The sequence below is a fragment of the Burkholderia anthinoferrum genome (assembly GCF_002925705.1).
Classification (GTDB): Bacteria; Pseudomonadota; Gammaproteobacteria; order Burkholderiales; family Burkholderiaceae; genus Burkholderia; species Burkholderia semiarida.
This window is the reverse complement of sequence record NZ_LFZP01000003.1, coordinates 105,266-130,570: the sequence shown is the minus strand read 5'-3', so window position 1 is coordinate 130,570 and position 25,305 is coordinate 105,266. Positions and strand designations below refer to the sequence as shown.

At 66.1% G+C, this 25,305-nt stretch carries 19 protein-coding genes; 5 read left to right on the top strand and 14 right to left on the bottom strand.

Annotated elements, in window-relative coordinates:
* Positions 1-5: 5 nt before the first annotated feature.
* From tssL to C5F75_RS01780, 13 genes are all read right to left on the bottom strand, one after another.
* Entirely contained in the window at positions 6-1,310 is a 1,305-nt protein-coding gene (gene tssL / locus C5F75_RS01845; RefSeq protein WP_059573641.1) for a type VI secretion system protein TssL, long form, read from the bottom strand.
* Positions 1,307-2,656 carry a type VI secretion system baseplate subunit TssK gene (tssK, locus tag C5F75_RS01840; RefSeq protein ID WP_059573640.1) on the bottom strand — a complete coding sequence of 450 codons (1,350 nt, stop codon included), beginning with the start codon at positions 2,654-2,656 and terminating at the stop codon, positions 1,307-1,309. Before tssK ends, tssL begins: the two co-directional genes overlap by 4 nt.
* A gap of 1 nt (position 2,657) precedes the next feature.
* The gene (gene tssJ, locus C5F75_RS01835; RefSeq protein ID WP_081066617.1) at positions 2,658-3,200 is read right to left on the bottom strand and encodes a type VI secretion system lipoprotein TssJ; all 543 of its coding nucleotides are present in this window, start codon (positions 3,198-3,200) and stop codon (positions 2,658-2,660) included.
* Positions 3,201-3,334: 134 nt separating this feature from the next.
* Positions 3,335-3,817 carry an Hcp family type VI secretion system effector gene (locus tag C5F75_RS01830; RefSeq protein WP_059573638.1) on the bottom strand — a complete coding sequence of 161 codons (483 nt, stop codon included), beginning with the start codon at positions 3,815-3,817 and terminating at the stop codon, positions 3,335-3,337.
* A 205-nt stretch (positions 3,818-4,022) separates the two neighbouring features.
* On the bottom strand, positions 4,023-5,522 hold the full coding sequence (gene tssC / locus C5F75_RS01825; RefSeq protein WP_059573637.1) for a type VI secretion system contractile sheath large subunit: 1,500 nt from the start codon (positions 5,520-5,522) through the stop codon (positions 4,023-4,025).
* A gap of 48 nt (positions 5,523-5,570) precedes the next feature.
* On the bottom strand, positions 5,571-6,107 hold the full coding sequence (tssB, locus tag C5F75_RS01820) for a type VI secretion system contractile sheath small subunit (protein WP_059573636.1): 537 nt from the start codon (positions 6,105-6,107) through the stop codon (positions 5,571-5,573).
* Between the two features lie 356 nt (positions 6,108-6,463).
* Positions 6,464-8,131 (bottom strand): OmpA family protein, encoded by a 1,668-nt coding sequence (locus tag C5F75_RS01815; protein ID WP_060010907.1) that lies wholly within the window; start codon positions 8,129-8,131, stop codon positions 6,464-6,466.
* A complete protein-coding gene (locus C5F75_RS01810) occupies positions 8,128-8,829 on the bottom strand; it encodes a DotU family type IV/VI secretion system protein (protein WP_059573635.1) in 702 nt (233 codons plus the stop codon). Before C5F75_RS01810 ends, C5F75_RS01815 begins: the two co-directional genes overlap by 4 nt.
* Before the next feature lie 34 nt (positions 8,830-8,863).
* Complete coding sequence (locus C5F75_RS01805) at positions 8,864-9,427, bottom strand: fimbrial protein (RefSeq protein WP_230951113.1); 564 nt, start codon at positions 9,425-9,427, stop codon at positions 8,864-8,866.
* 49 nt (positions 9,428-9,476) lie between these two features.
* Positions 9,477-12,044 carry a fimbria/pilus outer membrane usher protein gene (locus C5F75_RS01800; protein ID WP_456151263.1) on the bottom strand — a complete coding sequence of 856 codons (2,568 nt, stop codon included), beginning with the start codon at positions 12,042-12,044 and terminating at the stop codon, positions 9,477-9,479.
* Positions 12,045-12,338: 294 nt separating this feature from the next.
* Complete coding sequence (locus tag C5F75_RS01795; protein ID WP_104011816.1) at positions 12,339-13,070, bottom strand: fimbria/pilus periplasmic chaperone; 732 nt, start codon at positions 13,068-13,070, stop codon at positions 12,339-12,341.
* Between the two features lie 91 nt (positions 13,071-13,161).
* A complete protein-coding gene (locus tag C5F75_RS01790; RefSeq protein WP_059573633.1) occupies positions 13,162-13,710 on the bottom strand; it encodes a fimbrial protein in 549 nt (182 codons plus the stop codon).
* Positions 13,711-14,154: 444 nt separating this feature from the next.
* Entirely contained in the window at positions 14,155-16,044 is a 1,890-nt protein-coding gene (locus tag C5F75_RS01780; protein ID WP_146075161.1) for a hypothetical protein, read from the bottom strand.
* A gap of 502 nt (positions 16,045-16,546) precedes the next feature.
* Here C5F75_RS01780 and C5F75_RS01775 point away from each other — a divergent pair.
* From C5F75_RS01775 to C5F75_RS01750, 5 genes are all read left to right on the top strand, one after another.
* Positions 16,547-19,525: an autotransporter family protein gene (locus C5F75_RS01775; protein WP_059573630.1), complete on the top strand. Its 2,979-nt coding sequence runs from the start codon at positions 16,547-16,549 to the stop codon at positions 19,523-19,525.
* A 267-nt stretch (positions 19,526-19,792) separates the two neighbouring features.
* Positions 19,793-20,938 (top strand): homoserine O-succinyltransferase MetX, encoded by a 1,146-nt coding sequence (metX, locus tag C5F75_RS01765; protein WP_059573629.1) that lies wholly within the window; start codon positions 19,793-19,795, stop codon positions 20,936-20,938.
* A complete protein-coding gene (gene metW, locus C5F75_RS01760; protein ID WP_059573628.1) occupies positions 20,935-21,543 on the top strand; it encodes a methionine biosynthesis protein MetW in 609 nt (202 codons plus the stop codon). Before metX ends, metW begins: the two co-directional genes overlap by 4 nt.
* Positions 21,544-21,659: 116 nt before the next feature.
* Complete coding sequence (locus tag C5F75_RS01755) at positions 21,660-23,081, top strand: AmpG family muropeptide MFS transporter (RefSeq protein WP_059573627.1); 1,422 nt, start codon at positions 21,660-21,662, stop codon at positions 23,079-23,081.
* A complete protein-coding gene (locus C5F75_RS01750) occupies positions 23,071-24,114 on the top strand; it encodes a M48 family metallopeptidase (protein ID WP_059573650.1) in 1,044 nt (347 codons plus the stop codon). The genes C5F75_RS01755 and C5F75_RS01750 overlap by 11 nt, the downstream gene beginning before the upstream one ends.
* Positions 24,115-24,135: 21 nt before the next feature.
* Here C5F75_RS01750 and C5F75_RS01745 read toward each other — a convergent pair whose 3' ends face one another.
* Positions 24,136-25,080 carry an AraC family transcriptional regulator gene (locus C5F75_RS01745; RefSeq protein WP_059573626.1) on the bottom strand — a complete coding sequence of 315 codons (945 nt, stop codon included), beginning with the start codon at positions 25,078-25,080 and terminating at the stop codon, positions 24,136-24,138.
* Positions 25,081-25,305: the final 225 nt, after the last annotated feature.

Here is a 25,305-nt window from a genome sequence, read left to right as displayed (position 1 = left end):
CGGTACTACGGGGTGACCATGATTTCGACGCGACGGTTGAGTGCTCTGCCGGCCGCCGTCGCGTTATCGCCGATCGGCTGCGTGTCACCCTTGCCGACCGCGCGAATCCGCTCCGCGGGCGTACCGTCCCGTTGCAGGATTTGCGCGACAAACGCCGCGCGCTTTTCCGACAGAACCTGGTTGTTCGCGAAAGCCGCGCTACGAATGGGCTGGTTGTCGGTATGCCCGCTCACGAGCACGTTGCCGCCGACGCGCGCCACTTCGCTCGCGACCTTGTTCAGGATCGGCTCGATCTCAGGCAACACCACGCTCTGGCCCGACGCGAACATCGAATCGCCCCTGAACACGACGACGCTGCGCCGGTCGTCTTCGTCAACGGTCAGCAGGCCGCGCGCGATCTCGTTCGTCAGCAGCTGCGACAGGCGCAGACGCTGCGGCGCGGACGCCAGCCGCTCCTTGCCGATCTCGAGAATGCGCGCCTCCAGCAAATGCCGCTCGGTCAGCAGGTGGTACTGGTAGAACACGAACAGTGCGAACAGAAGGAGCGCCGCGAGCGCGACGGACGCCCATGCCGGCACGCTGCGCAGCAACGGCAGTTTGCCGGGCGGCGCCCCCCGCCAGTGCGGCGACAGCTCCGGCTGCAGCGCGTCTCGCGCGCCGGTGATGAGCGTCCACAGACGCTGGCGAATCTGCTCCAGATAGCGGCGCCCATCGGCCATCACGCTGTAGCGGCCCTCGAAGCCGAGACCGAGCACGCGATACAGGATTTCGAGGATATCGACGTACTCCTGCGGATCGGTCGCCATCCGGCCGATCAACAGGAAGAACTTCTCGCCGCCGTCGACTTCGCCCTCGAACGTGATCAGCAGGCTCCGTGCTGCCCATACGCCGCTCCCGCCCCAGCTGGTGCGGTTGGCCGCCTCGTCGAGCGCGGTGCACAGACAGTAGCGGACGACCGCCATGTGCTTCCACGGCAGATCGACCTTGTCGCATACCTTTTGAAACAGGTTGACCTCGCGCACGAGCAGCGTCCTCAGCCCCTCCACCGCTTCGGACGTATCGAGCGTCGCCGGCATGTCGGCGAGCATTCTGAGCAACGGGCGCGCCGCCTCGAGCAGCGGATTCGCGGCTGCGCGCACCTCGTCGACACGCTGCTGAATATCCACGACCGCATCGAACTCGCCAGGATCGACGGGTGCGCTCGCGGCACGCCTTTCGTCTCCGGCGCGTTCCTTCTGCGGATCGAGCACCGTCCCGGAATCCCCCGCGAGAAAGTCGAACGCGTCCTTATCGAACGTACCGGAGTTCATTTATGGCGCACTCCCCACAGTTCGAGTTTCAGTTCGGGGAAGTGGCCGGCGATATGCATCGCGAGCCCGCCTTGCTGCGCGATCTGCTCCCAGAACGGCCCGCTGCGCGACAACTCGTAGTAGATGTAGCTCGAATTGAACGGAATCTGTCGCGGCGGCACCGGCAGCGGCACCATCGTGAGCCCGGGAAGGTGCGAACGAATCAACTCGGGCAAACGCTGCGGCTGGCTGATCTTCGTCTGCGCGGCGAATTGCTGCTGAAGCACGTCCGGCGACATCTGCGCGCCGACGGCCAGCACGAGGCTCGAATAGCCGGAGAGTTCCGCGGGCATCACGGCCGCGACGCGGATGCCGTGCGGCTGCTCGGTAAGCGGAATCGGCTGCGCACCGCGGATCAGCACCTGGTTGAGCAGATAGTGGACCTCCTCCACGAGCGGCCGGATGCTTGCGTACAGTTGTGCGTGATCGTAGCCGGGAGTCGGGAGCGGGCGGCGCGTCTGCGGGCGCACGAACGTCGACAGCTCGCCCGCCATGATCGCGAGTTCACGATAGAACACCATCGGCGGCGTCTCGCGAATCCGGCAGATATGTTCGAGCAGCGGTTCATAGCGATTCAGTACCTGCAGGAGCAGGTAATCGGCGACTTCCGCCGCCGCGCCCGCCCGCCCGTCGCTACCGGACAGACGGGTGGCCAGCGCATCGGCTCGCAGCTTCGTGAGGCCATGCAGTTGCGTCGCCCATTCGCGCAGCAGCGGATCGGCGCCGTACCGGCTGACCGGCGGAATGTGATCGGTCACGTGCAGCGACACCGATCCGTCCGCATGCAAGGTCTTGATGCGCGTCAGCGCGATGCCGATCCACGACTGCGTCAGTTCTTTTTCGGGCAGCAGCCGCAGGCGCAGGTTCGCCAGTTGCACGGGCTTCGGCCCCTGCCCGATCGTGTTGCTGTCCCGCAGTTCGTTTTCGAACGCCAGATAGCGGGCCAGCGACGCCGTCTCGTCGCGGAACACCGTCTCTTCGGTATTGGGCTGCCGCAACGGGACAGCCAGATAGATGACCTGGTTCTGATGCTCGGGCACGATCGTCAACGGCGGCGGCGGCGGCGCATGCGCCGGCACGTCGAACGGCGTCCCGTCGGGAAACACGCCTGCACCGCTCTTCAACACCAGCTTGCCGAACGCAAGCGATTCCTGATCGGTCTCGAACTGACTGAAGCCCCAGAAGAACGGGCTGAGCGGCGCGGAACGCTTGTGCGCGAAATGTTCGAAATAGCGCTCTTGTTGCTGGAACAGCTGGGGCAGCAGGAAAAGACCCTCGCTCCACACGACCTTGTTATGCCAACTCATGTCAATCCAATTCAGTTACCAGAACGGCCCGCTGGCCGATATCCACGTTCAATTTGATTTTTGTACGCGCCGTCAGCACCCGAAGCCATGCTTCCTCCGGCGGCGGCGGCAAGCGATACGTGCCGCGCCACACCGATTTGCCCAGCTCGCGGTATCCGGCCAGCACGCCGATCGCGGTCGTCGCGCTATTGATACGCCGCCGAATATCCCGGACGTCGCCGGGGCGCAGCACGAACTCGTCGATCACGATCGCGTCTTCGCCGAGCACCTTCTTGCTGTCGTTCTGCAGCGAGAAGAAGTCGGCGTTGTCGAACGTATAGGCCGACTTCAATTCATAGATCCGCACCATGATCGGCGCCGGCCGCCCGAGCTCGTCGGGATTGACGCCATCGCTCACCTTGATCTTCAGATTCAGCGACGCGGCCAGATCCTTCCGCGACGGCACCCCTCCGCACGCAGCAAGCGACAGAAATGTCAGTCCGGCCGCGATACGTTTCAGTGCATTGCGGCGCGTCGCCATACCTGGCGGAAATCGAGAAAACATAGGGAAGATCCTGTCGTACCCGGGGCAGCCGTTGACCGAGGCCCCCACGCATCGCGAAGACGCCTTGGTCAACGGCTTGCGATGCCGCCCGCGCGAGCACAGGCGGCATCGCCCTGAACTACGGGCGTCGACGCTTACGCCGCGTTCCGCTTGATGTCGAACGTCGCCGTGATCGCACCGCCGCTGCCGCCTTGCGCGTTCTGCACGACGTATTCCTGCTTCAGGCGCGAGAACGACAGGCGAACGATCTCGCGCGGACGCGATTCGTCAGCCGCGACGCCAGCCGGGCTCACCTGCGTCACCAGCACGTCATTCATCGTCAACATGATGTATTCGAGCGGATTGCCGCCGGCCTTGCGCACCGTGAGCTTCGCCTGATCGATGTGCTTGCCCAGCAGACAGTACTGAATCAGGTTCGGGCTCGCACGGTCGATGTAGTGTTCGAACTGCAGATCGTCGACGGTCGCGCGGCCCGCCCCGCCGCCGGAGCCCAGGTGCATGTTCGATTGCTGCGATACGTTCCACGACCAGCTCAAGACCTCGATTTCGTCATGGTGAGTAGCATCCTTGGATTCGCCGTCGATTCCGTTGATCTTGAGGAAAATGTCGTGTGCCATGGCATCACTCCTTACGTCTTGGTTGAATTTTTTGTACAACTAACTTTGCGATCAGGTTTATTTACGGAGCGCCTGATCACCACTCCCCCGGGGTCGAACATCACATCGGAATACGCGGGACGAGGAACGTCGCCGACGCGACGGTCAGCGCGCGTGCTGGGGCTTGCCGATCAGCAACCGTCCCCGCGGCAATCGCTCGCTGGGATCAGGCGGCCGCCTTGACCGACGGAAGCTTTGCGACGAGCCGCAGCGACACCGTCAGACCTTCCAGCTGGAAGTGCGGGCGCAGGAAGAACTTCGCCTGGTAGTAGCCGGGGTTGCCCTCGACTTCTTCCACGACCACCTCGGCAGCAGCCAAGGGACGACGCGCCTTGGTTTCCTGCGACGAGTTCGCGGGATCGGCGTCGACGTAGTACATGATCCATTCGTTGAGCCATTGCTGCATTTCGTCGCGCTCCTTGAACGAGCCGATCTTGTCGCGCACGATGCACTTCAGGTAGTGCGCGAAACGCGAGCAGGCAAACAGATACGGCAGACGCGCGGACAGGTTCGCGTTGGCCGTCGCGTCCGGATCGTAGTACTCGGCAGGCTTCTGCAGCGACTGCGCGCCGATGAACGCCGCGTAATCGGTATTCTTGCGATGAATCAGCGGAATGAAGCCGTTCTTCGAAAGCTCCGCCTCACGGCGATCGGAAATCGCGATCTCGGTCGGGCACTTCATGTCGATGCCGCCATCGTCGGTCGGGAACGTATGGCACGGCAGATTCTCGACCACGCCACCGCTCTCGACGCCGCGAATCAGCGTGCACCAGCCGTAGTGCTTGAACGAGCGATTGATGTTCACGGCCATCGCATACGCGGCGTTGGCCCACGCGTATTTGCGGTGGTCCGATCCGTCGGTCGATTCCTCGAAATCGAACTCGTCGACGGGATTGGTGCGGATACCGTACGGCAGGCGCGCGAGGAAGCGCGGCATGGCCAGACCGATGTAGCGCGAGTCTTCGGAGTTGCGCAGCGAGTTCCACGGTGCGTACTCGAGGTTCTGCGTGAAGATCTTGGTCAGATCGCGCGGGTTCGCGAGTTCCTGCCACGAATCCATCTGCAGCACGGATGGCGACGCGCCGGTGATGAACGGCGCGTGCGCGGCCGCGGCGACCTTGCCGATCGACGCCAGCAGATCGACGTCCGGAGGCGTGTGGTCGAAGTAATAGTCGGCGACGAGACAGCCATACGGCTCGCCGCCCAGCTGACCGTACTCCTCTTCGTAGATTTGCTTGAAGAACGGGCTTTGATCCCAGGCCACGCCCTTGTAGCGTTTCATCGTGCGACGCAGATCTTCCTTCGACACGTCCATGAAGCGGATTTTCAGCTTCTCGTCGGTTTCCGTGTTCGTCACGAGATGATGCAGCCCGCGCCACGCGCTTTCCAGCTTCTGGAAATCGTCGTGGTGCAGGATCAGGTTGATCTGTTCCGACAACTTGCGATCGATCTCGCCGATGATCGCCTCGATGCTCTTGTAGGCATCGTCGGACATCGTCACCGAATTGGCCAGCGCCTGCTCGGCGAGCGTCTTGACGGCGGATTCCACCGCCTCGCGCGCCTGCTCCGTCTTGGGCTTGAACTCGCGCGACAACAGTGCATTGAAATCCGATTGGGCGCCGAGCTGCGCCTCGGCAGCTCGCGCCTGCGATTCACGTACAGCCATTTTTTACCTTTACCTGTGTTAGATCGTGGTTGAGCATCCAGGGCCGCATCACTGCTCTTGCGGTTCCCGAGCGTCCGGCTTCCGTGCTTCGGGCTTGGGTGCCTTGGCGAGCGCGCTCAGCAGCGCCGGATCCTTCAGCACCTTGCTGACAAGATTTTCCGCGCCCGACTTGCCGTCCATGTAGGTCTGCAGATTGGCGAGTTGCGTGCGCGCGTCGAGCAACTGCGACAGCGCGTCGACATTTCTCGCAATCGCCGCCGGAGAAAAGTCGTCCATGCTTTCGAACGTGATGTCGACCATCAGTTGGCCGTCGCCGGACAGCGTATTCGGGACCGAGAACGCGACGCGGGGCTTCATCGCCTTCATCCGCTCGTCGAAGTTGTCGATGTCGATGTTGTAGAACTTCCGATCGCCCACGGCCGGCAACGACTCCAGGGGCTTGCCGGACAGATCGGCGAGCACGCCCATCACGAACGGCAGCTCGACCTTCTTTTCGGAGCCGTAGATCTCGACGTCGTACTCGATCTGGACGCGCGGAGCACGATTTCGCGCAATGAATTTCTGTGCACTGCTGGATATGGCCATAAACTTTCCAGATGAATTCAGATTGGGAAAAAATCAATGAGCGAATGCTCGTCCGTTTCGCCCTTTCAGCGTAAACTCCGGGCATCTTAAGACACTCGTCGGCGCCGTTATATAGGACCAGTACTAACTTAATTGCCGATAATTGGAGATATACGAAATATCCAAGAAATCTCTAATCTCAATAAAGCGGCGAATTTAAAACGCCGCATTCGGCTGAGATGAATCCCTATCTGGAATGGCGATGGGGCGCGCGTGGACGAGTCGTTGCCACGCGGCGGAGCGAGCACCGCCCCGGCCGCATGAATCGTCACAGCAATGATGCGATGCGCTACCGTGTCGAGCGCATCATCGCGCGCTCAGCGGCGCAGGCCGTCCGGAATCAGCGAAATGTCGACGCGCCGGTTCAGTGCCCGGCCCGCTTCACTCCCGTTGTCCGCGATCGGGCGGATGTCGCCCATTCCCTGAATCGCGAAACGCGTGACCGGCAATCCGCCTTCGACGACCAGCCAATCGCGAATCGCGCGCGCCCGCGCCTCGGATAGCCGAAGATTCGCGTCGGATGAGCCCTCGCTGTCCGCATGCCCTTCGATCAGCACGCGCTGGTCCGGATTCTCCCGGATCAACCGAAGTACATGTGCGAGTTCACGATGCGCGTGCGCGGGGGAAAACGTCGCCTTGCCGCTTGGAAACAGCGAAAGGCTATCGATCTCCACGGTCGTGAGCGGCGGCCGATAGGCCGCCAGCGCCACGTCGACGCGAGGCAGCAGCGCACGCCCCGGATATAGCCCCCATCCCGCGCCGAACGGCGCGCCGTCGCGCAAATTGCGCGCCACCTCGTCGCGCGCCGCGCGCAGCCGCTCGAACGAGTCGATCGATGCGGTGATGCGAACGGACGGCGTGCTCCAATAGGTAGACAGGTCGCCCGCGATCCGCTCGACGAGCCGATAATTCACTGCACCCGATATCACCACGGCCAGCGTCACGGCCGTCGCGCTTGACAGCGCCACGTGGGATGCAAGCGGCCATGCTCGCCGGTCGACCGGCGATGGCGCAGGCGGCCGCCCGGCCGTATCCGCCGATACGGACGCCGATGCCTGAATGCGCGGCAACGGAAGCGGGCCCGCGACCGGCTTCGTCACGCGTGGCTGCAGGCCGGTTTTCGCGATCAGCCAGCGCGTCCACGCGCCCGGCCGAACGGGCGTGTGGTCGATGTCCGCCAGCGACGCACCCTGCAACGCAAACGGAACGGTATTCGACAGCGCGGAAATCGACGACAGCAACGCCGCCTCGTCGAGCCATTCGAATACCGCGAGCCCCAGAGCGCCCCGGCCCGCCGCATCGGCATGCCGCGACTCGGCAAGTTGGCCACGGATCGCCGGCAACCGGTCTGAAACGCCGATCGCGTTCTTGAGGCGCGGCGCGTCGAACTCGAGCGAATCGCCAAACCATCGCGTTTGCGGCGCGCCGCCCTCGCCCGGCCCCAGACATGCGTATACCGCGACATGACACGGCAGCACGCATTCGGGATGGCAGTACGCTGCCTGCAGCGCAATGCGCCATTGCGCAAACTCCCTGCGCAACACGCTTTCGTCGTCGCCCTCCGGTACCACGGGCAGCAGCGCGGCGTCCGGGAAACGCCCTCGCGCCGCCTTGACTTGCGTCATCACATCGGTGAGCCGCGCTGGCGTATCGGCCAGCAGCCACACCGCCCGATCGTCGCGCCTGATCGTGGCGCGCCCGCCCTCACGCGGGAACAGCGCGGCGGCGTAGGGCCCGACGACGACGATCACGTCGAGTTCGCGCGCGGTGCCGCCGATATCCTCCACGGCGGATTCGGCGGGAGCCGCTGCCGGACGCCGGCGCTCGTACCATGTAACAAACCACAGCGCGAGCGCGACAGCCGATCCAATGCATAGCGCGCTCAGCCAATCCGGCAGCCCCGCGAGTGCCCATGCACCGCCGAACACCACGATCGGCATTGCGATCCAGACGAGTCCGATCGCCTTGATTGACCGCATGCTCATTGGCGCCCTCCGTCGCTGTTCTGCGTCACGCGCGGCCCCGAGTCGGGCAAGCGCTCCACCGCACGACGCAACGAGACGTCGCAGAAGATCCACACGGCAGCCAGTACCACCGTCGCGAACAAGACCGGCCGAAGCGGCTTACCTGCGCGTGTCGCGACAGTCGCAACGGCGCGCGCGGGCCACGGCAACCGCTGCGCCGGCTCATCCCCCACGTCGGCCGCGCGCGGGCCTGCCTGCAATGTCACGGAACACCCCGCATCCCGGAGCGCCCGAGCAGCGTCTCCCTGGCGCGATGGTCCAAGCCCAAGCAACGTCGTATACATACTCATCAGCGACGCTTCCGGACAGGGGGCGTCCAGCAACGCGCCGACTTGCGCCGAAGACCGCGCAACGCCGTGCGCACGATGAAATCGGAACAGCAGCGTCTCGCGCAGCCATTCGTCGCGCGTGCCAGCGGGCAGATGACGCAGCGTCGCCTCGTCCAGCAGCATGCATTGCGCGATGCCGACGTCCCGTATGACGTCGGCTGCTCGCCCGTCGTCGCGCATCGCCTGCTCGAGCCGCTCGACGAGCCCGATGCACCGTGCTCGCCACGCATGGACCTCCGGTATCGACGCACCCTGCGCAAGCAGCGCGACGTGCAGTAGGGTCTCTTGAAGCGACGCGCGCAACGCGGCGCCTGAACTGTCGAATGTCATGCGAATATCAAGAAAAACTGCCGATGGAACACCATCACGGCATCTGAATCACGAAAGTCGCGTACGTACGAACCGTGCCGGCGCGTGCCGCGCCGGTCGCGTAATACTGCGCCCCGAACGGCACCAGCGTCGTAGTCGACTCATCGACGTTCACCGTCTGCATCGTCGCCGCGTTGCCGATCTGGATCGGCGAACCGTCGCCGTTCATCAACTGGACCTGGACATTTCTGGCGCTTGCAGGATCGTTCGGCGTCTCGACGTCGAGATTTCCGTTCGCGTTCGTCGTGGCGCCCCGTTGAAAATAAATGCGGACCGAATCGATGCTGCCGTCGCAGCGCAACGGAATGGTGAAGGCCGTGGAGCCCGCTGTCTGTCCCGGCGACGTCAGCGACGACGTCGAGATCCGCGGCAGCTTGATCGTCTGATTTTCCTGACCGCCTACGATCGTGCACGTCACCGAGTTGTACGAACCCTGAAACTTGACCGTGACGGTCGGATTACCGCCCCCCCAGGCCGTGCTCGCGGCCCCCGCGACCAGCGCGACCATCGCGACCGTGGCGCCCGATGCAACGCGACGGATCCATTTCGAAGCATGCATGCGTATCATTTTGTCCATGACTCCTGTGCCTCACCGTGATACGGGCGCGTCATTGCATCGTCGCCGGCTCGCAACGCAAACGCACACGCGTCGCCATCCTAACCTTCCCCGCATTCGCCGTTGCGGCCGGTACCGCATAAGGCAAGCTGCACCGATCGGCAGCGCTGATTCCCCACTTCGCGGTCAGCTCGCCAGAGCCTTCCAGCCCGCGCAGGAATGCCATGCCGCCCTGACCGACGCCGCCGATCGATTTGCCGGACGCATCGAACAATTGAGTGCCCATCGGCAGCGGCGAGCCGTCCTGCCGCTCCACCGTCGCGAACACCGGGCGGCCCCGCACCGTACTCATCTTCACGAAGACGACCGAGTTGTAGCGCGGCACCACCTCCTCGCTCGTGTTCCCGAGTTCGACGTCGTCGGGCAATCTGGACGGGTCGATCTCGACCGTGTTGACGCGATACGGCGTCAGCGATGGAATCACCGCGTAGCCGAAACGATCGATCGACGCGCCTTGCCCGTTGACGATCTGCCCGCCGGTTGCACCCTTCGCCTCGATCAGCGCAGCTGCCTGACCGAGCGGCGGACTGAGCGTGACGCCGCCTCGATGGACGATCATCGCGCCGTTTGCGCCGATCGACGCCTGACGCATCCGATTGCTGAGCGATGCGTTCGCGCTGTAGGTGCCGACAGGCGACCGATAGGTACCGTATCCGCCGAACGACGACAGCGCATTGGTATCGCCGCCGGCAACGCGCGATGCGGTAACCCCGTAGCTGAACGGTGCAACGGTTCCCTTGCTGCCGGACATATCCATCTGAATGGCGCTGTTGCCGCTCGAATCTCGCGAGGCCGAGGTGGTCAACGAATTGAAGAGACTGCTCTTCGTGTACGACTGCTTGCCGAGTGGGATAGTCAGGTTGATCCCGACCTGGGTGACCGTCCGGTTGTCGCCGTTGCGGGCACGCTGCGCATACACCGCATATGACACTTGCCGGAACGTGCTGTTGAAGCCAACCTGATACTGCAGATCGCGCCCCCTCTCGCCGCCCCAATAGTCTTGCGAACTGCCGGTGACGTAGATTGCACTGCGATCCCCCAGGCGCTGGTTGACGTTCAGTTGCAGCCGCGTCCTGGCCCGGTAGTTGTACTGATCAATCGATCCGTTCCAATCTTTTCGTGCGTTCACCGCGTCCTGCAGACTGAAGAAGTTCGACGTCGAATAGCGGTACGCGGCCACCGAGAAATTGGTTCCGGTCGGCACCAGCATCTTGCTGTACGTGACGCGCGAGCTGAGACCGTGGTACGTGCGCCGGCCCGGCACGCTCGCGTGTGCGGAGGTGACGTCGAACGCGAACGCACCGACCGACGTATTGAGCGCCATGCCGAGCAGGCCCGAACCATAGCCGGCCGACGACAGTACGCCGGCATAGCCCGTCACGAGATTCGTGATGCCTCGCTGATAAACCAGTTGGGCAACCCACGGCTTCGTATCGACCGCGTTGTCCCGATACTGGCCGACCGTCACGTTGAAACGGTGCCGACCTGGCCGCAACAGTTGCGGAACGGCGGCAAACGGTACCGAGAAGCGCCGCACGCGCCCGTCGGCTTCGGTGACCGTCACGTCGAGATCCCCGCCGTAGCCGGTGGCCGGCAGATCGTTGAACTCGAATGGCCCCGGCGACACGGTCTCTTCATACACCGTGTTGCCGCCCTGCCGCACGACCACGCGCGCGTTGGTGTCCGCCACACCGCGGACGGTCGGCGCATAAGCCTGCAGCGAATTCGGCAGCATTCGGTCGTCGCTCGACAACTGGACGCCGCGCACGCCGAACGAATCGAAAACCTCGCCGCTCGTGAAACTGTCGCCGAGCACGATCTGGCTGCGCAATGGCGTGATGTCACGCTGAACGAAGGTTTCGAGGCTGCGCCACGATACGCCGGCACTGCGGCTGGCCCAGTTCAGCGTCGAGCGATGACGAAGGCGCCACGGCCCGATATTCACGCCCGATTGCAGGCCCGTATACAAGCTGCTGAAGTTGTGCCCGAAAAAATTGCTCTCGCTCGTGTATCCGTTGACGTTGTACTGCAGCAGCCCGACGTTGATCCCTTCGTCCCAGCGCGAAGGATCGACGTAGCCTTGGGCCGTCCTGCTCATCGCGGTTTGCGGGATCGTCAGATCGAGCTTCAGATCCGCGCTGTCGAAGGTATAGGTCGCATCGGGTATCGTGTCGCGAAGTGCCAGGCAGGCGTCGGGCGCCGATTCGGGCGTGGCGGGAGCGCCATCGTCGTCCTGCTTCAATCGCCGAAGCCGGTTCGCGAGCTTGTCGCCGTCGACACCGAATTGCTCCAGCATCGCAGGCGTGAAGCACGGCGCGGCAACGTCGCTGCCGGGCACCGCGAGGAACGGTACGTCGTGACGTCCACGCCCTTTGCCGTTGACCGTCACGTCGACAGCATAATTGCCCGGCTCGACCGGATTGCCCTTCGCGAAACGAGACAGATCGACGCCACCGCCGGCGAACAGTCGCGGGTTGAATGCCACCGCCGCCAGCTCCGTCGGCGCGCGAGACGCCATCTGCATCACCGGCTCCGTCGTCGCGCGGGACGCCATCTGCATCACCGGCTCCGTCGTCGCGCGGGACGCCATCTGCATCACCGGATCGGACATGGCGCGAGCCGCCACGATCATTACCGGCTCGCCCCCCGCTTGCGGCCCGATGTCAGACCCACCGGGTTCCGCCGCGCCAGCGTCATCACCGGGAAAACCGATGCCGAACGCCAAACCGACTGCCAAAGCGACCCGCCGGCGGCGGAAGACGCTCAGATCGACATCATGGCTACCGCCAAGCGCGATATTTCTTGCTGCTTGAACCACTCTTCGATCCTCATCGTTTCCGGAACAGCCGGGTGGTTATTCGACGGTGGCCGAACCCGCCACCTCCGCACCGTAATCGTTGAGCAGTTTGTACGACACCGTGCCCCGCTCGAACGCACGATGCGCCCCTTGCGGTTGGGTGAGCGACACATGGTCGAACGGGGGAACCATAGCCGGGTCAAACTCGATTTCCTTGTCGCCGGCCTTCAGCGCCACACGGCTGAACGACACGTAATAGGGCGACGGATTGTCGACGCGCAGGATGCTCCGCCCTTTGTCGCCATGCATGACCTTCCACGTCAGTGATTGCCCCGAAGGCCCGTCCTGAAGCGCGGTCGGCCGAAAAAACAGCTTGATGCGCGTGCGAAATGCCAGTTGCAGCAGATTCGTTTCTTCCGCGTTCGTGGGCTGCGGCGGAATTTCCTGCACGTTGAGCCAGAACACCGACTCGCGATCCGCCGGCAGATTCGCACCCGTATACATGATGCGCAACGTCTGCCCCTTTTTCGGCTCGACGCGGAACACCGGCGGCGTCAACACGAACGGCACCTTGATCTGATCGGGATTGGCATCCGCATTCCCGTCGTCGATCCATGTCTGCACCAGCACGGGCGCCGTCTCGACGTTGGTCAATCGCACATTGACTTCGCGACTTTGCTCCGGGTAGATGACCCGCGTACCCGTAATCACGATCGCCGCCTGGGCCGACAGCGCCATCGCGCCCAACGCAAAAGCCGCCGCGACGCCCTTCCATTTCCATAACCGCACGCATACCTCCTTGATCCATCGCCGCAGCGAGTTCCGGAGGCCGAACGACAAAATCTCCGGAGCCCGCTTGCGGGCTACTTGCGACTCAAGATCACTGATAGGCGAGCGTGAAGCGAGCGAAGGTGTTCACCTTACCCGCCGTGGTGGCGCCGGTCGCGTAGTACTGACCGCCGTAGAGCATCGTCGCGCCGCGCGTGTCGCCCGTGCCCGTCACGTCGAAGTACGCGCCCGTCGTGCCGGCCCGAATCCCCGCACCGTCGGAGTTCACCAACTGGACGACGACATTCGTCGCCGCGACCTGTGGATCCGTCAGCAGGTTCTTCAGGAAGCCGGTAGCCGGATCCATGTTGGTCATCTCGAAGTGAGCGGCGACCTGTTTCACGTCAGCGGCGCACTTCTCCGCGGTGAGCTCGAACGATGTCGAGCCGGCCGTGTCGCCCTTCTTCGCCAGATCAACCGTCGAAATCTTCGGCAGCAGCACCTTCTTGTCTTGGTCCCCGCCCTTGATCGAGCACGTGCTCGCGGTCAGTTCGCCGTCGAACGTCACCTTGCCTTGCGTCACGGCCTGCGCGAATGCCGGCGATCCAGCCAGCACACCCATCAGCATCGCAGCGGAAGCACCCAATACCTTTTTCTTCATTTAACACTCCTACTTAAAGAGAAATACGTCAAACAGGTCGACCGGGTTCACGAGGCGTCATGCCGCCAATCTGCACCACGGTTATCTCGCGCAATCGAACCCGCAAAAAATATTATCAATCCCTCAATATCGGGGATATAGGACGAGTTCAAACCTCAACGGAATCCGAGCCGGACTCTCGTAAAAGACCGAGTGAATTGTTTAATTTGTCAGGAAATCGATGACCGCCTCTCGATGGCCGAGCGCGATCGCGATCGGCGGCGCACGCATTTGGGCGCTGCCGAAACGCAAATCCGGTCGTGCGGCGAACGAGGCGTGCTCGATCCGCAGCCGGAAGCGACGCTGCGAATTCCTGTGCCATTGCCGCGGTGCCGCCAGTCGATCGTCCGCGTTCGACCGACACACCCGCATCCGATATGCGTGCCCCCGATGGCGCGGCCCGCGTCAATACACGTGGCCGATCGTCACCGCGCGCTGTTGTTCGGCATCGACGGACGGCCCGCTCGACGCCAGGATCACGCTCGTCGCGACGTCGCGGTATGGGCGCTGCGGCGGCATCTCGATCGCGACGCTGCGATGCCGCGCGGTGGCCACGGACGCCATGACGTTGTCGTAGAGCGGATCGCCTCGGCGAAAACGCCCGTACCGCTGGTCGCCGTCGGTCTTCATGGCCGCCGTGCGCCAGCCGGTGTCCTGCGCCGCATCGGCATGCGCCGTGCCGCGCGCGATCCGCGAAGACGCTCGCGCCCCCTTGGACACGCGCCCGCTCGTTTCGGGCCGGACCAGCGCCGCGGCCATCTCCACCGCGCTCGGCAAACCGTCGATGACGGCCGGCCGCTCGGGTGCGCGCGACTCGTACGCCAACACGTTCCGTGTATCGGCAACGATCGTCGGAAGCCCTTCGGAAGCATGTCCGTTTTTCGCGCCGCGCGCGCCGCGACCGGGCTGGCTTCGTTCTCCGGCACCCGCGCCGAGCACCGCCCTCGTGGAGACGCGCGTCGTCACGCGCCACGCTTGAGAAGCGAACGCGGTGCCGCCCTGCGGGCGCGCGCCAAGCTCCGGCAGTGTCTGACGCTGCCCGGCGATGCTTGCGACCCGGGCCGCAAGCTCGGGAAGACTCGCCGACGTCGCCAGCATCGCGGCCCGTTGGCCGTCGAGCGGCCGCGCCGATCCGGCCACGCGCACCGCAGGCGATAAGGGCGACGCGAAGGCTGCGTCACTGATCCGTGCTTCGGCAGGCTCGGCGCCGCCGTGCGCGACCGTCGAGACCGCTCCCGTCGCCGGCTTGGGCAACGCAGCCAAAACCGGCTTCAACGTATCGAGCAAGCCGGTCAGCGACCGCGGCTCGACGGACGCCGCACGTCGCTCGGACAACGCGTGATAGGCCACCTCGCCGCCCAGCGTGGACAACGCGATACTGGGCGGCGCGGCACGCGTCGGACCCGACAGATCGAACGGGAATCGCGAAACGAGTGACGCGACGCCTTCGCTCGCGTCGGCCGTGAGCGCTGGCGCGCCGCCGGGCGACGGGTGTGTCCGCGCATACGCGATCTGATCCGCGTAAAACGGTTCTCCGGCCAGGCCGCGCCCCGATGCGTCGCCGCGGTCCGCACTCGCCGTGCGGACCGCCCCGGCTTCGTCGTGCACCGCCGCACCGCCCGCCGCGGCGTAGCGCGCGAGCGCGTCGGCCACCTGATCGGCATAGAACGGGGAATCCGTCGCGCCGGCCAGTTCGACGGCGACGCCGGGCAATGGGGGCAGGTCCGGGGACGCGACGCGGGCCAGACGCTCACCGTCGAGCATCCGCGCGCGCAACGGCTCGGCCGCGCCTGTATAACTGAGCACGGGCCCGCCGCGATGTGGCCGGAACAGATCGAAACGTTCGTCCGGCAGCGGACCATTCGGCAGCGGCGGCCGGTCGGCCAGGCTGTCGGCCGCGAGCGGGCCGCCGAGCGGACGATCGTCGAGTCCGGCGGCGATGGCCGGCCGCCGCACCGGCGCGAACGGGGTCGCTGGAAACGCGGATGGCGGCGGGACGGGATGGGGGGCCTTCTCTTCGTCGACGCGAGGCTGCACAGGCGGATCGGTCCGCTCGTCGACATCGCGCACGCCCGCCGGCGGTGCCACCGACGACGCGGGCGCCGGCACGCTGCGCGGCACCTCGGACGCCGGCGCCCGTGCCGCTCCGGAGTCGTCCGGTGCGCACGAACCGAGATACGGCGCGGTGGCCATCAGCGCAGCCGTCATGACACCGGTGCCGCCCGCGCTTCGCTTCGCCCATTCCACCGCTGCGGCTCGCGCGCGCCGGCCTTTCCTGCTCGTTCCGTTCGTCATGCTCGTATCGGCCGCCCCATGCCCGCCGGTGTGCGCCCTTGTCCATTCGAGGTAAGCCGCAAATCTAGCCAAGGGCACCGGCATCAACAATGGGACAGATATTTGAAATCAACACCGAGACACGCAGACACGTCTGATTTATCGACACAAAGCGCCCCGCCCCACCCTGATCGCATGCGTTGGATCAACCGTCGAAAGGCGCTGCCGCTCATGCCTGCAAGCCAACGCGGGCCGGGTGCAGTCGGCGATTGGGCGCCCGGGCATTCGGTGCAATGCGCGTCGGGTTCCGATCGAACGTGCCGCATCCGGCCATTGCGATCGTGCGACTCGTCTGCTTGAACCAATTCGACGCAAATGCCGCCGCCGGCCGTCGCCCGTTCCTGACCGTCTTCATGCAACTGCCGGGCCGTTGCTCATGGATTCCGCAAGATTCGAACTCGTCCAATTTCCAAACTCGCGCTGGAAAGTTACTTTTCGCCCGTCGCAACAAGGAGGTACACGGGTGAACCACCGTCGTTTTCCATTTTCCCGAGCACGCACCGGCCGCCATCTCGCGCATTCCGCACTGATCGCCGGCGCCGTGATACCGTGGCCGTCCGCCGCGCAAGTCACCGGCGGCCCGCAACAGGCCAACGGCATCGAGCTCGAAGTCGCGCCGGGCGACTATTCGACATCCCAAATCGGCCAGTCCGTCCTGTCCGCGATCAACGGCGGCCGCCTGACGACCGCCGGCAAAACCCGCGCGTTCTCGACGGGCCACGTCGCGGCCGGTGCCGCCGCATCGGGCGCCGGTTCGAGCGTGGAACTGCGCGATACCGAAATCCGTACGCGCGGCCGCAACAGCATCGGCATCGACGTCCGTCAGGGCGCCAGCGCGTCCGCGCAACGCTCGTCGATCGACACCGACGGCGATTTCGCGCACGGTGCGTACGTCAACGGCGCGAACGGCCAGCTCCGCATCTCGGACAGCGTGATCGTCACGCGCGGCAAGGAAGGCTCCGGCATCGCGGTGAATGGCGCGCCGGGCGGCACCGTCAACGTCGCCGATACGTTGATCAGAACCAGCGGCCTGATCGCGACCGGCCTGTCCATCAGTTACGACGGCGCGCACGCCACGCTGGATCGCACCGATATCCGGACGGACGGCGACTACGCGTCCGTGTTGTACCTGCCGAGCGCGTCGACGGTCGCATTCAACGACTCGTACCTGGAAACGGGCGGCGACGCCGCCGTCGGCGTCGATACCCGCGCGGGCGACGTCGCACTCGCACGCACGCGCGTCGTCACGCACGGCACCAGCGCGCACGGGCTGTATGCGTCGAAGGAGTACGCCGACACGCCGGTCGTCGACGCAACCGATACGCACGTGACGACCACCGGCGACCGCTCGATCGGCGCGATCGCGCGGCTCGGCGGCAAGATCGCGATGACGCGCGGCAGCATCGCAACCGACGGCGAGCGTGCACGCGGCGCGATGTCGAGCGGCACGGACTCCGTCGTCGCCCTCACCGACATGACCGTCGACACGCGCGGGCCCGGCGCGAGCGCACTTCATGCGAGCGCCGGCGGCCGGATCGACCTCGTGCGCACCGCCGCGCGCGCGAGCGGCGACGATGCCTATGCCGCAAGCGTGTACGACGGCGCACTGACCATCGACGACGGTTCGCTCGTCAGCGAGCGGCACGGCGCAATCGATGCATCCGGCGCGACCATCGTGCTGCGCAACGGCACGCGCGCCGGTGGCGGCAACGGCACGTTGCTGTCCGTGCATGCGCAACCCGACGCGCCGGTGCGGCTGACGCTCGACACCGGCTCGCATGCCAACGGCGACATCGTGAATCACCCCGCCGCCGACGGCAGCCCGACGCATGCGACAACAGACGTCACGCTGTCCAATGCGTCGGCCTGGACCGGCGCGACGAACGCGGTGCGCACGCTGGCGCTCGACACGGACAGCCGCTGGACCGTCACCGCGAACTCGTCGGTCGGCTCCGTCGCGCTGAACGACTCGACGATCGCGTTCGCCGATCCGGCTGCCGGCGCGCCGGCGACGCCGCGCACGCTCGTCGTATCCGGCGACTACGCCGCGCGCAACGGCAAGCTGGTTCTCCATACGACGCTGCAGGACGATGCATCGCCGACAGACCGGCTCGTGATCGACGGCGGCCATGCGTCGGGCGACACCGGGGTCGTCGTCAAGCGCGCCGGCGGCAACGGTGCGCCGACGACCGTCGGCATCCCGATCGTCGAAACGCGCAACGGCGGTACGACGGACGTGTCGGCATTCACGCTCGACGCGAGTTCCGACGGCTACCGGCAAGGATTCGGCACGTTGTCCGCGGGTGGCTATGACTACATGCTGAAGCGCGGCGGCGGCGGCGACGGCGGGCGGGACAACGACTGGTATCTCGTGTCCGCGGCAAAGCCCGAACCGCCCGTACGGCCCGTACCACCGCTGCCGCCCGGCCCGGTGAACCCGGATCCGCCGATCGAACCCGAAACCACGCCGCCTGCGCGCACGACCGCCCCGGAGCCGGACGCCTATCTGGCGAACGCGGATGCGGCATCGACGATGGCAGTCCATACGCTGCATCAGCGCAACGATCGCTCATTGCGCACGGAGGCCGCCGGCCCGCTCGACGGAGCCGTGTGGCTGCGCGCCGAGGGCAATACGACGTCGATGTCGGGCAATGGCCGCAGCGTGTCGGGTAACGGTCGCCTGATTCACGCGGGCGCCGATCTGCTCCGCTTCGACGATGGTCGCGGCGGCAGCTTCCGAATCGGCGCGATGGGCATGTACGGTAGTCAGACCAGCTGGTCGACGCGCCCGCTGTGGAATGCGATCGAGCATCGCGTGATGAACGCCACCGCGCGCGGCAGCGTGTCGGGCTACAACGCGGGCGTGTACGGCACGTGGTACGGCAGCCGCGACATCCTGACCGGCCCTTACGTCGATGCGTGGTTCATGTACGGCGCCTACGCGAACAGCGTCGGGGGCAGCCTCGCGGCCGATTCGTATCGCTCACGCACCGTGACGGGTTCGATCGAGACCGGCTATTCGTTCGGATTCTACGAGCGCGGCGACACGCGGTTCTTCGTCGAGCCCGAAGCGCAGCTCGTCGTGTCGGACTACCGCGCGGAGGCGCACGGCACGGCCGGCGGCCGTCTCGACGGGCAGGGTGCAACCGACGTGCTGACCCGGCTCGGCGTGCGCGTACACGGCGTGACCGCGATGCCGAACGGGCGTGAACTTCGGCCGTTCGTCGAAGCGAACTGGTGGCACGGTCCCGGCTCACGTACGCTGACGCTCGACCGCAACGCCTTCTCGTTCGACGTGCCGCGCGACCGCGTCGCGGTCAGGTTCGGCGCCACCGGGCAGGTGAGCCGCCAATTCTCGATATCGGCGAGCCTTGGCGTCGAAGGCAATCTGTCCGACTACTCGGTGGTAACCGGGCAGCTTTCGGCGAAATATCGCTGGTGACGGCCGCGGCGGCCGACGAGCGGCGGAATTCGCGCGCCCGCCGAATTCCGCTATACTTTGCCGACTTGCCGCCCCTGGCGGCAGGTCGGAAGCGCGCCGATTTGCTGACTCGATTGCGGGCGCGCGAACCGGCCGGGGTTTGATGCGTCGATGCGTCGCTCCCCCGGTGGGTTCACTACAAATGCGGCTAAAGAGGTCGTCAGCCGCGCACCTTCGCCTCCGCGCATCGCCGACACCGTTTAGCCGCCCAGTCATAAGGCGGAACGAATGGAATCGATCGGCATCGTCGCTCCACAGACCATGCACTTCGCCGAACCGCTGCGCTTGCAAAGCGGCAGCGTGCTCGGCAACTATCAGCTCGTCGTCGAGACGTACGGCGAGCTCAACGCCGCGCGCTCGAACGCGGTGCTCGTCTGCCACGCGCTGAACGCGTCGCACCACGTCGCCGGCGTCTACGCGGACGATCCGCGCAGCACCGGCTGGTGGGACAACATGGTCGGCCCGGGCAAGCCGCTCGACACCAACCGCTTCTTCGTGATCGGCGTGAACAACCTCGGGTCGTGCTTCGGCTCGACGGGCCCGATGAGCGTCGATCCGTCGACCGGCAAGCCGTACGGCGCCAAGTTCCCGGTGGTCACCGTCGAGGACTGGGTGCACGCCCAGGCGCGCGTCGCCGACGCGTTCGGCATCGAGCGCTTCGCGGCCGTGATGGGCGGCAGCCTCGGCGGGATGCAGGCGCTTGCATGGAGCCTGATGTATCCCGAGCGCGTCGCGCACTGCATCGACATCGCGTCGACGCCGAAGCTGTCCGCGCAGAACATCGCGTTCAACGAGGTCGCGCGCTCGGCGATCCTGTCCGATCCCGATTTCCACGGCGGCGACTATTACGCGCACAACGTCAAGCCGAAGCGCGGCCTGCGCGTCGCGCGGATGATCGGTCACATCACGTACCTGTCCGACGACGACATGGCCGAGAAATTCGGCCGGGCGCTGCGCCGCGCGGACGGCGCGCTCGACGCGTACAACTTCAGCTTCGACGTCGAGTTCGAGGTCGAGTCGTACCTGCGCTACCAGGGCGACAAGTTCGCCGACTACTTCGACGCGAACACCTACCTGCTGATCACGCGCGCGCTCGACTACTTCGATCCGGCCAAGGCGTTCGACGGCAACCTGACGGCCGCGCTCGCGCATACGCAGGCGAAGTACCTGATCGCGAGCTTCTCGACCGACTGGCGCTTCGCGCCCGCGCGCTCGCGCGAGATCGTGAAGGCGCTGCTCGACAACAAGCGCACGGTCAGCTACGCGGAAATCGATGCGCCGCACGGCCATGATGCGTTCCTGCTGGACGACGCGCGCTATCACAACCTGATCCGCGCGTATTACGAACGAATCGCCATCGAGGTGGGAGCATGAACCAGCAAGCGCTGAATTCCCTGTCCGCGCGCGCGGACTTCCGCACGATCGCCCGCTGGGTCGAGCCGCGCTCGAGCGTGCTCGACCTCGGCTGCGGCGACGGCTCGCTGCTCGCGCTGCTGATGGAAGAACTGGACGTGACCGGCTACGGGATCGAGCTGAACGACGCGGGCGTGCTCGCGAGCGCGAAAAACGGCATCAACGTGATCCAGCAGAACCTCGAGGACGGCCTGCGCCTGTTCGAGGATCACAGCTTCGACATCGCGATCCTGTCGCAGACGCTTCAGACGATCCACCAGACCGCCGCGATCCTGCGCGAAACCGCGCGCGTCGGGCGCGAATGCATCGTGTCGTTCCCGAACTTCGGCTACTGGGCGCACCGGCTGTCGGTGCTGCGCGGCCGGATGCCGGTGTCGAAGTCGCTGCCTTATCAGTGGCACAACACGCCGAACGTGCGGGTGCTGACGATCAAGGATTTCGAGGCGCTCGCGCCCGAAGTCGGCGTCACGATCCTCGACCGCGTCGTGCTGCACGAAGGCCAGCCGATTCGATGGGGAGCGAACTGGCGTGGTAGTCTTGCTGTCTATCGCGTCAAGCGCAGCTGAGCCGGGGAGCCGTTGACGGAAGATCCGGCCCGCCCACGCGCGCGGCCGCCCCACCTTCGCCGGCCGCGCCGCCCGCGCTGCCGCCGCCTTCAGTCAACGCTACCCAGTTCCAGTCCATGTCGAAAACGCCACACGAGGCGCCCGCACTCACCGCTCACGAGGATCACCCCGGCTGGCGCGCCTATCTGAACAAGCACATGCTGATCTGCGTGTTCCTGGGGTTCACGTCGGGTCTGCCTCTGTTCACGCTCGTCTACCTCGTGCAGGCATGGCTGCGCTCCGAGGGCGTGAACCTGAAGGAGATCGGCCTGTTCGCGCTGATCCAGTTCCCGTATACGTGGAAGTTCCTGTGGGCGCCGCTGATGGACCGCTACATCCCGCGGCTGCCCGGCTGGCGGCCGGGCCGCCGGCGCGGCTGGCTGCTGCTCACGCAGGTGCTGGTCGCCGGCGCGATCGCCGCGCTCGGCTTCGTGTCGCCGCGCGACTCGATCTGGACGGTCGCCGCGCTCACGACGCTCGTCGCGTTCTTCGGCGCGAGCGCCGACATCGTGATCGACGCGTACCGCCGCGAACTGCTGCGCGACACCGAGCAGGGCCTCGGCAACGCGGTGCACGTGAACGCGTACAAGCTCGCCGCGCTGATTCCCGGCTCGCTGGCGCTGATCCTGTCCGACCACATGCCGTGGGACGCCGTGTTCGCGATCACCGGCGCATTCATGCTGCCGGGCATCCTGATGACGCTCGTCGTGCGCGAGCCGGAAGTGGCCGGCGCGCCGCCGCGCAACCTGCGCGACGCGATCGTGCTGCCGTTTCGCGAATTCATCCAGCGCGACGGCTGGGCCGGCGCGCTGCTCGTCGTCGCGTTCATCTTCCTGTTCAAGATCGGCGACACGATGGCCACCACGCTGTCGACGTCGTTCTTCCTCGACATCGGCTTCACGCGCACCGAAATCGGCATCGTCGCGAAGACCACCGCGCTCGTCGCGAGCGTCGCCGGCGGCATCATCGGCGGCATCTGGCTCGTGAAGATCGGCATCGGCCGCGGGCTGTGGATCTTCGGCGCGCTGCAGATGGTGTCGACGCTCGGCTTCGCATGGCTCGCGCAGCTCGGCCCCGGCTCGCCCGTGCTCGCGATGCTGTACGACTTCACCGTGTCGACCAGCCACGCGATCGCGGCCGCGCTGTCGGTGTTCGGCATCGCCGTCACGCCGCAATTCAGCCCGATGACGGTCGCGCTCGCGATCGTCTACGGCTTCGAAACCTTCACGACCGGGCTGACGATGGCCGCGTTCGTCGCGTACATCGCGAGCACGACCGATCCGCGCTACACGGCCACGCAGTTCGCGCTGTTCACGAGCCTGGCCTCCGTGCCGCGCACGCTCGCGTCGGCGGCGAGCGGCTTCATCGTCGCGAAGATCGGCTGGTTCGACTATTTCATCGTGTGCACCGCGCTCGCGATTCCCGGCATGCTGCTACTGTTTCGGATCGCGCCGTGGAACGGTGCCGCACGCAACGGCGAGGCGAGCCGTGCGCGGTAACCGCCTGCGCCGTCTCGCACGCGTGGCGGCCGCGTTGGGCGTCGGCGCCGCGGCGCTCGCCGCGCACGCGACCGACACCGGCGCGACGGCCGCGGGCTCCGCGCCGGCCGCGGCGCAAGCCACGCCGCCCGCCGCCGCCACGTCTGCCGCGCCCGCCGCGCCGTCCGCCGCCGAAGGCGCGCAGCCGACCGGCGCCGCGGTGCCGGCGAAGGCCTATACGCCGACGCCGCAGCAGGTCCGCTACGGCAACGCGATCGCGTTCCGCACGCTGATTCCGTCGCCGCTGCTCGAACAGCTCACCGCGAACGAATACGCGCAGATCGTGCAGACGGCCGCCGACAGCAACCGCCTGCTGCCCGCGAACCAGCCGCGCGTGAAGCGCCTGCGTGCGATCGTCGCGAAGCTCGCGCCGTATTCGGTGAAGTGGAACGACCGCGTGAAAAGCTGGGCATGGGACGTCAATGCGATCCGTTCGCGCGACATTCGCCTGACCTGCCTGCCGGGCGGCAAGGTGCTCGTGTACGGCGGCATGCTCGAGCGTGTGCGCCTGAACGACGACGAGCTCGGCGTGCTGCTCGCGCACGGCATCGCGCATGCGCTGCGCGAACACGCGCGCAGCAACTTCGGCGCGACCTCGCAGACGTCACTGCGCGCGGCCGCGCTGCCGCCGCTGTTCGGCGTCGGCGATCCGCTGCCGCAGGCGCTGAACCTCGGCGAGCGCCTGCAGTCGCTCCACTACGATCCGACCGACGAGACCGAAGCCGACGTGATCGGCGGCGACATCGCCGCCCGCGCGGGCTTCGATCCGCGCGCGGCGATCACGCTGTGGGACAAGCTCGCGGCCGCGACGCGCGCGAACAAGGCGACGGGTTTCATCTACACGCATCCGTACGGCGCCGCGCGCCGCCAGGATCTGCTGAACCGGCTGCCGGACCTGATGCCGCTGTACGCGAAAGCAACGGGCAAGCGCGTCGAATCGCTGCCCGACTACGCGGGCATCAGCGCGCAGCGGCGCAAGGTCGTGCGGCGCTGAGCGGCCGCACGGCGCCGCGCGCTACGCGTGCGCGTCGGCCATCGCCGGGCGCACGCCGCTGTCACGCATCCAGCGCACCTCGTCGCCGGGGCTGCGGCCGAACAGCCGCTTGAACTCCCGGCTGAACTGCGATGCGCTCGCGTAGCCGACCCGCGCGGCCGCCGCGCCGGCGCCGAGCCCGTCGCGCACCATCATCAGCCGCGCCTGGTGCAACCGCGCGGTCTTCACGTACTGCATCGGCGACGTCGCCGTCACGTGCTTGAACTGCGCGTGGAACACCGCGAGGCTCATCCCGGCTTCGCGTGCGAGCGTCTCGACGTCGAGATCGGCCTTCAGCTCCGCGTGAATGCGCCGCAGCGCCTTCGCGATGCGGCCGAAATGATGCTGCTGCACGAGCGCCGCGCGCATCGCGTCGCCCTGCTCGCCCGTCAGCACGCGATACGCGATCTCGCGCATGATCGCCGGCCCGAGCACGCGCGTGTCGTGCGGCGACGCGAGCGCTTCGAGCAGCCGCACGACGGCATCGGCCAGCGGCGCATCGAGCGGCGTCGAGTACACGCCGAGCGGCTCGCTGACCGCCGCGCCGAGCGTCTCGTCGAGCAGGATCGCGAGCTCGGCGATCACCGCGAGATCGACGCGGATCGAGATCGCGAGAAACGGCTCGTCCGTGCTCGCGAACGTCTCGCATTCGAACGGCAGCGGCACCGACAGCACCAGGTATTGCTGCGCGTCGTACACGAACGAACGGTCGCCGAGATAGCCGAGCTTGCGCCCCTGGCACACGACGATGATGCTCGGCTCGTACAGCACCGGCATGCGCGGCACGGGATGCGTCACACGGATGAAGCGCACGCCGTCGAGCGCCGCGAGCGTGTCGCCCTCGTTCGGCGCGAGGCGCGTGTGCAGCTCGATCATGCGGCGCTGCAGGCGTTCGCCCGCGTCGGCCAAAAGGGGCTGGAAGCTCATCGGCGTGGTCCTGTCCGGCAAGAGAATCTGGCTCGCAATGTAGCACCTGGAACGTATTTTGACGGCCGTTCGCGGCCAATTCGAGAGGAATAGGCAAATCTTCCAGACCTTCGTGTATTTCGCCGCGGCGCCGCGCTCCTTACGATGAGGGCCTGTCTCGCCGCATCGCCACAGGGTGCGGCGGCAGTCTGTTTCGCCGGATGTTTTCCGGACAAGGAGCCCATT

Bases quoted from the DNA above. Each gene is read 5' to 3' on its own strand.
- C5F75_RS01745 (WP_059573626.1), bottom strand. From the start codon at position 25,080: ATGAGCTTCCAGCCCCTTTTGGCCGACGCGGGCGAACGCCTGCAGCGC.
- C5F75_RS01780 (WP_146075161.1), bottom strand. From the start codon at position 16,044: ATGACGAACGGAACGAGCAGGAAAGGCCGGCGCGCGCGAGCCGCAGCG.
- tssC (WP_059573637.1), bottom strand. From the start codon at position 5,522: ATGGCTGTACGTGAATCGCAGGCGCGAGCTGCCGAGGCGCAGCTCGGC.
- tssB (WP_059573636.1), bottom strand. From the start codon at position 6,107: ATGGCCATATCCAGCAGTGCACAGAAATTCATTGCGCGAAATCGTGCT.
- C5F75_RS01755 (WP_059573627.1), top strand. From the start codon at position 21,660: ATGTCGAAAACGCCACACGAGGCGCCCGCACTCACCGCTCACGAGGAT.
- C5F75_RS01830 (WP_059573638.1), bottom strand. From the start codon at position 3,817: ATGGCACACGACATTTTCCTCAAGATCAACGGAATCGACGGCGAATCC.
- tssJ (WP_081066617.1), bottom strand. From the start codon at position 3,200: ATGTTTTCTCGATTTCCGCCAGGTATGGCGACGCGCCGCAATGCACTG.
- C5F75_RS01805 (WP_230951113.1), bottom strand. From the start codon at position 9,427: ATGCATGCTTCGAAATGGATCCGTCGCGTTGCATCGGGCGCCACGGTC.
- metW (WP_059573628.1), top strand. From the start codon at position 20,935: ATGAACCAGCAAGCGCTGAATTCCCTGTCCGCGCGCGCGGACTTCCGC.
- C5F75_RS01790 (WP_059573633.1), bottom strand. From the start codon at position 13,710: ATGAAGAAAAAGGTATTGGGTGCTTCCGCTGCGATGCTGATGGGTGTG.
- metX (WP_059573629.1), top strand. From the start codon at position 19,793: ATGGAATCGATCGGCATCGTCGCTCCACAGACCATGCACTTCGCCGAA.
- C5F75_RS01815 (WP_060010907.1), bottom strand. From the start codon at position 8,131: ATGAGCATGCGGTCAATCAAGGCGATCGGACTCGTCTGGATCGCAATG.
- C5F75_RS01800 (WP_456151263.1), bottom strand. From the start codon at position 12,044: ATGCAGATGGCGTCCCGCGCGACGACGGAGCCGGTGATGCAGATGGCG.
- tssK (WP_059573640.1), bottom strand. From the start codon at position 2,656: ATGAGTTGGCATAACAAGGTCGTGTGGAGCGAGGGTCTTTTCCTGCTG.
- tssL (WP_059573641.1), bottom strand. From the start codon at position 1,310: ATGAACTCCGGTACGTTCGATAAGGACGCGTTCGACTTTCTCGCGGGG.
- C5F75_RS01810 (WP_059573635.1), bottom strand. From the start codon at position 8,829: ATGACATTCGACAGTTCAGGCGCCGCGTTGCGCGCGTCGCTTCAAGAG.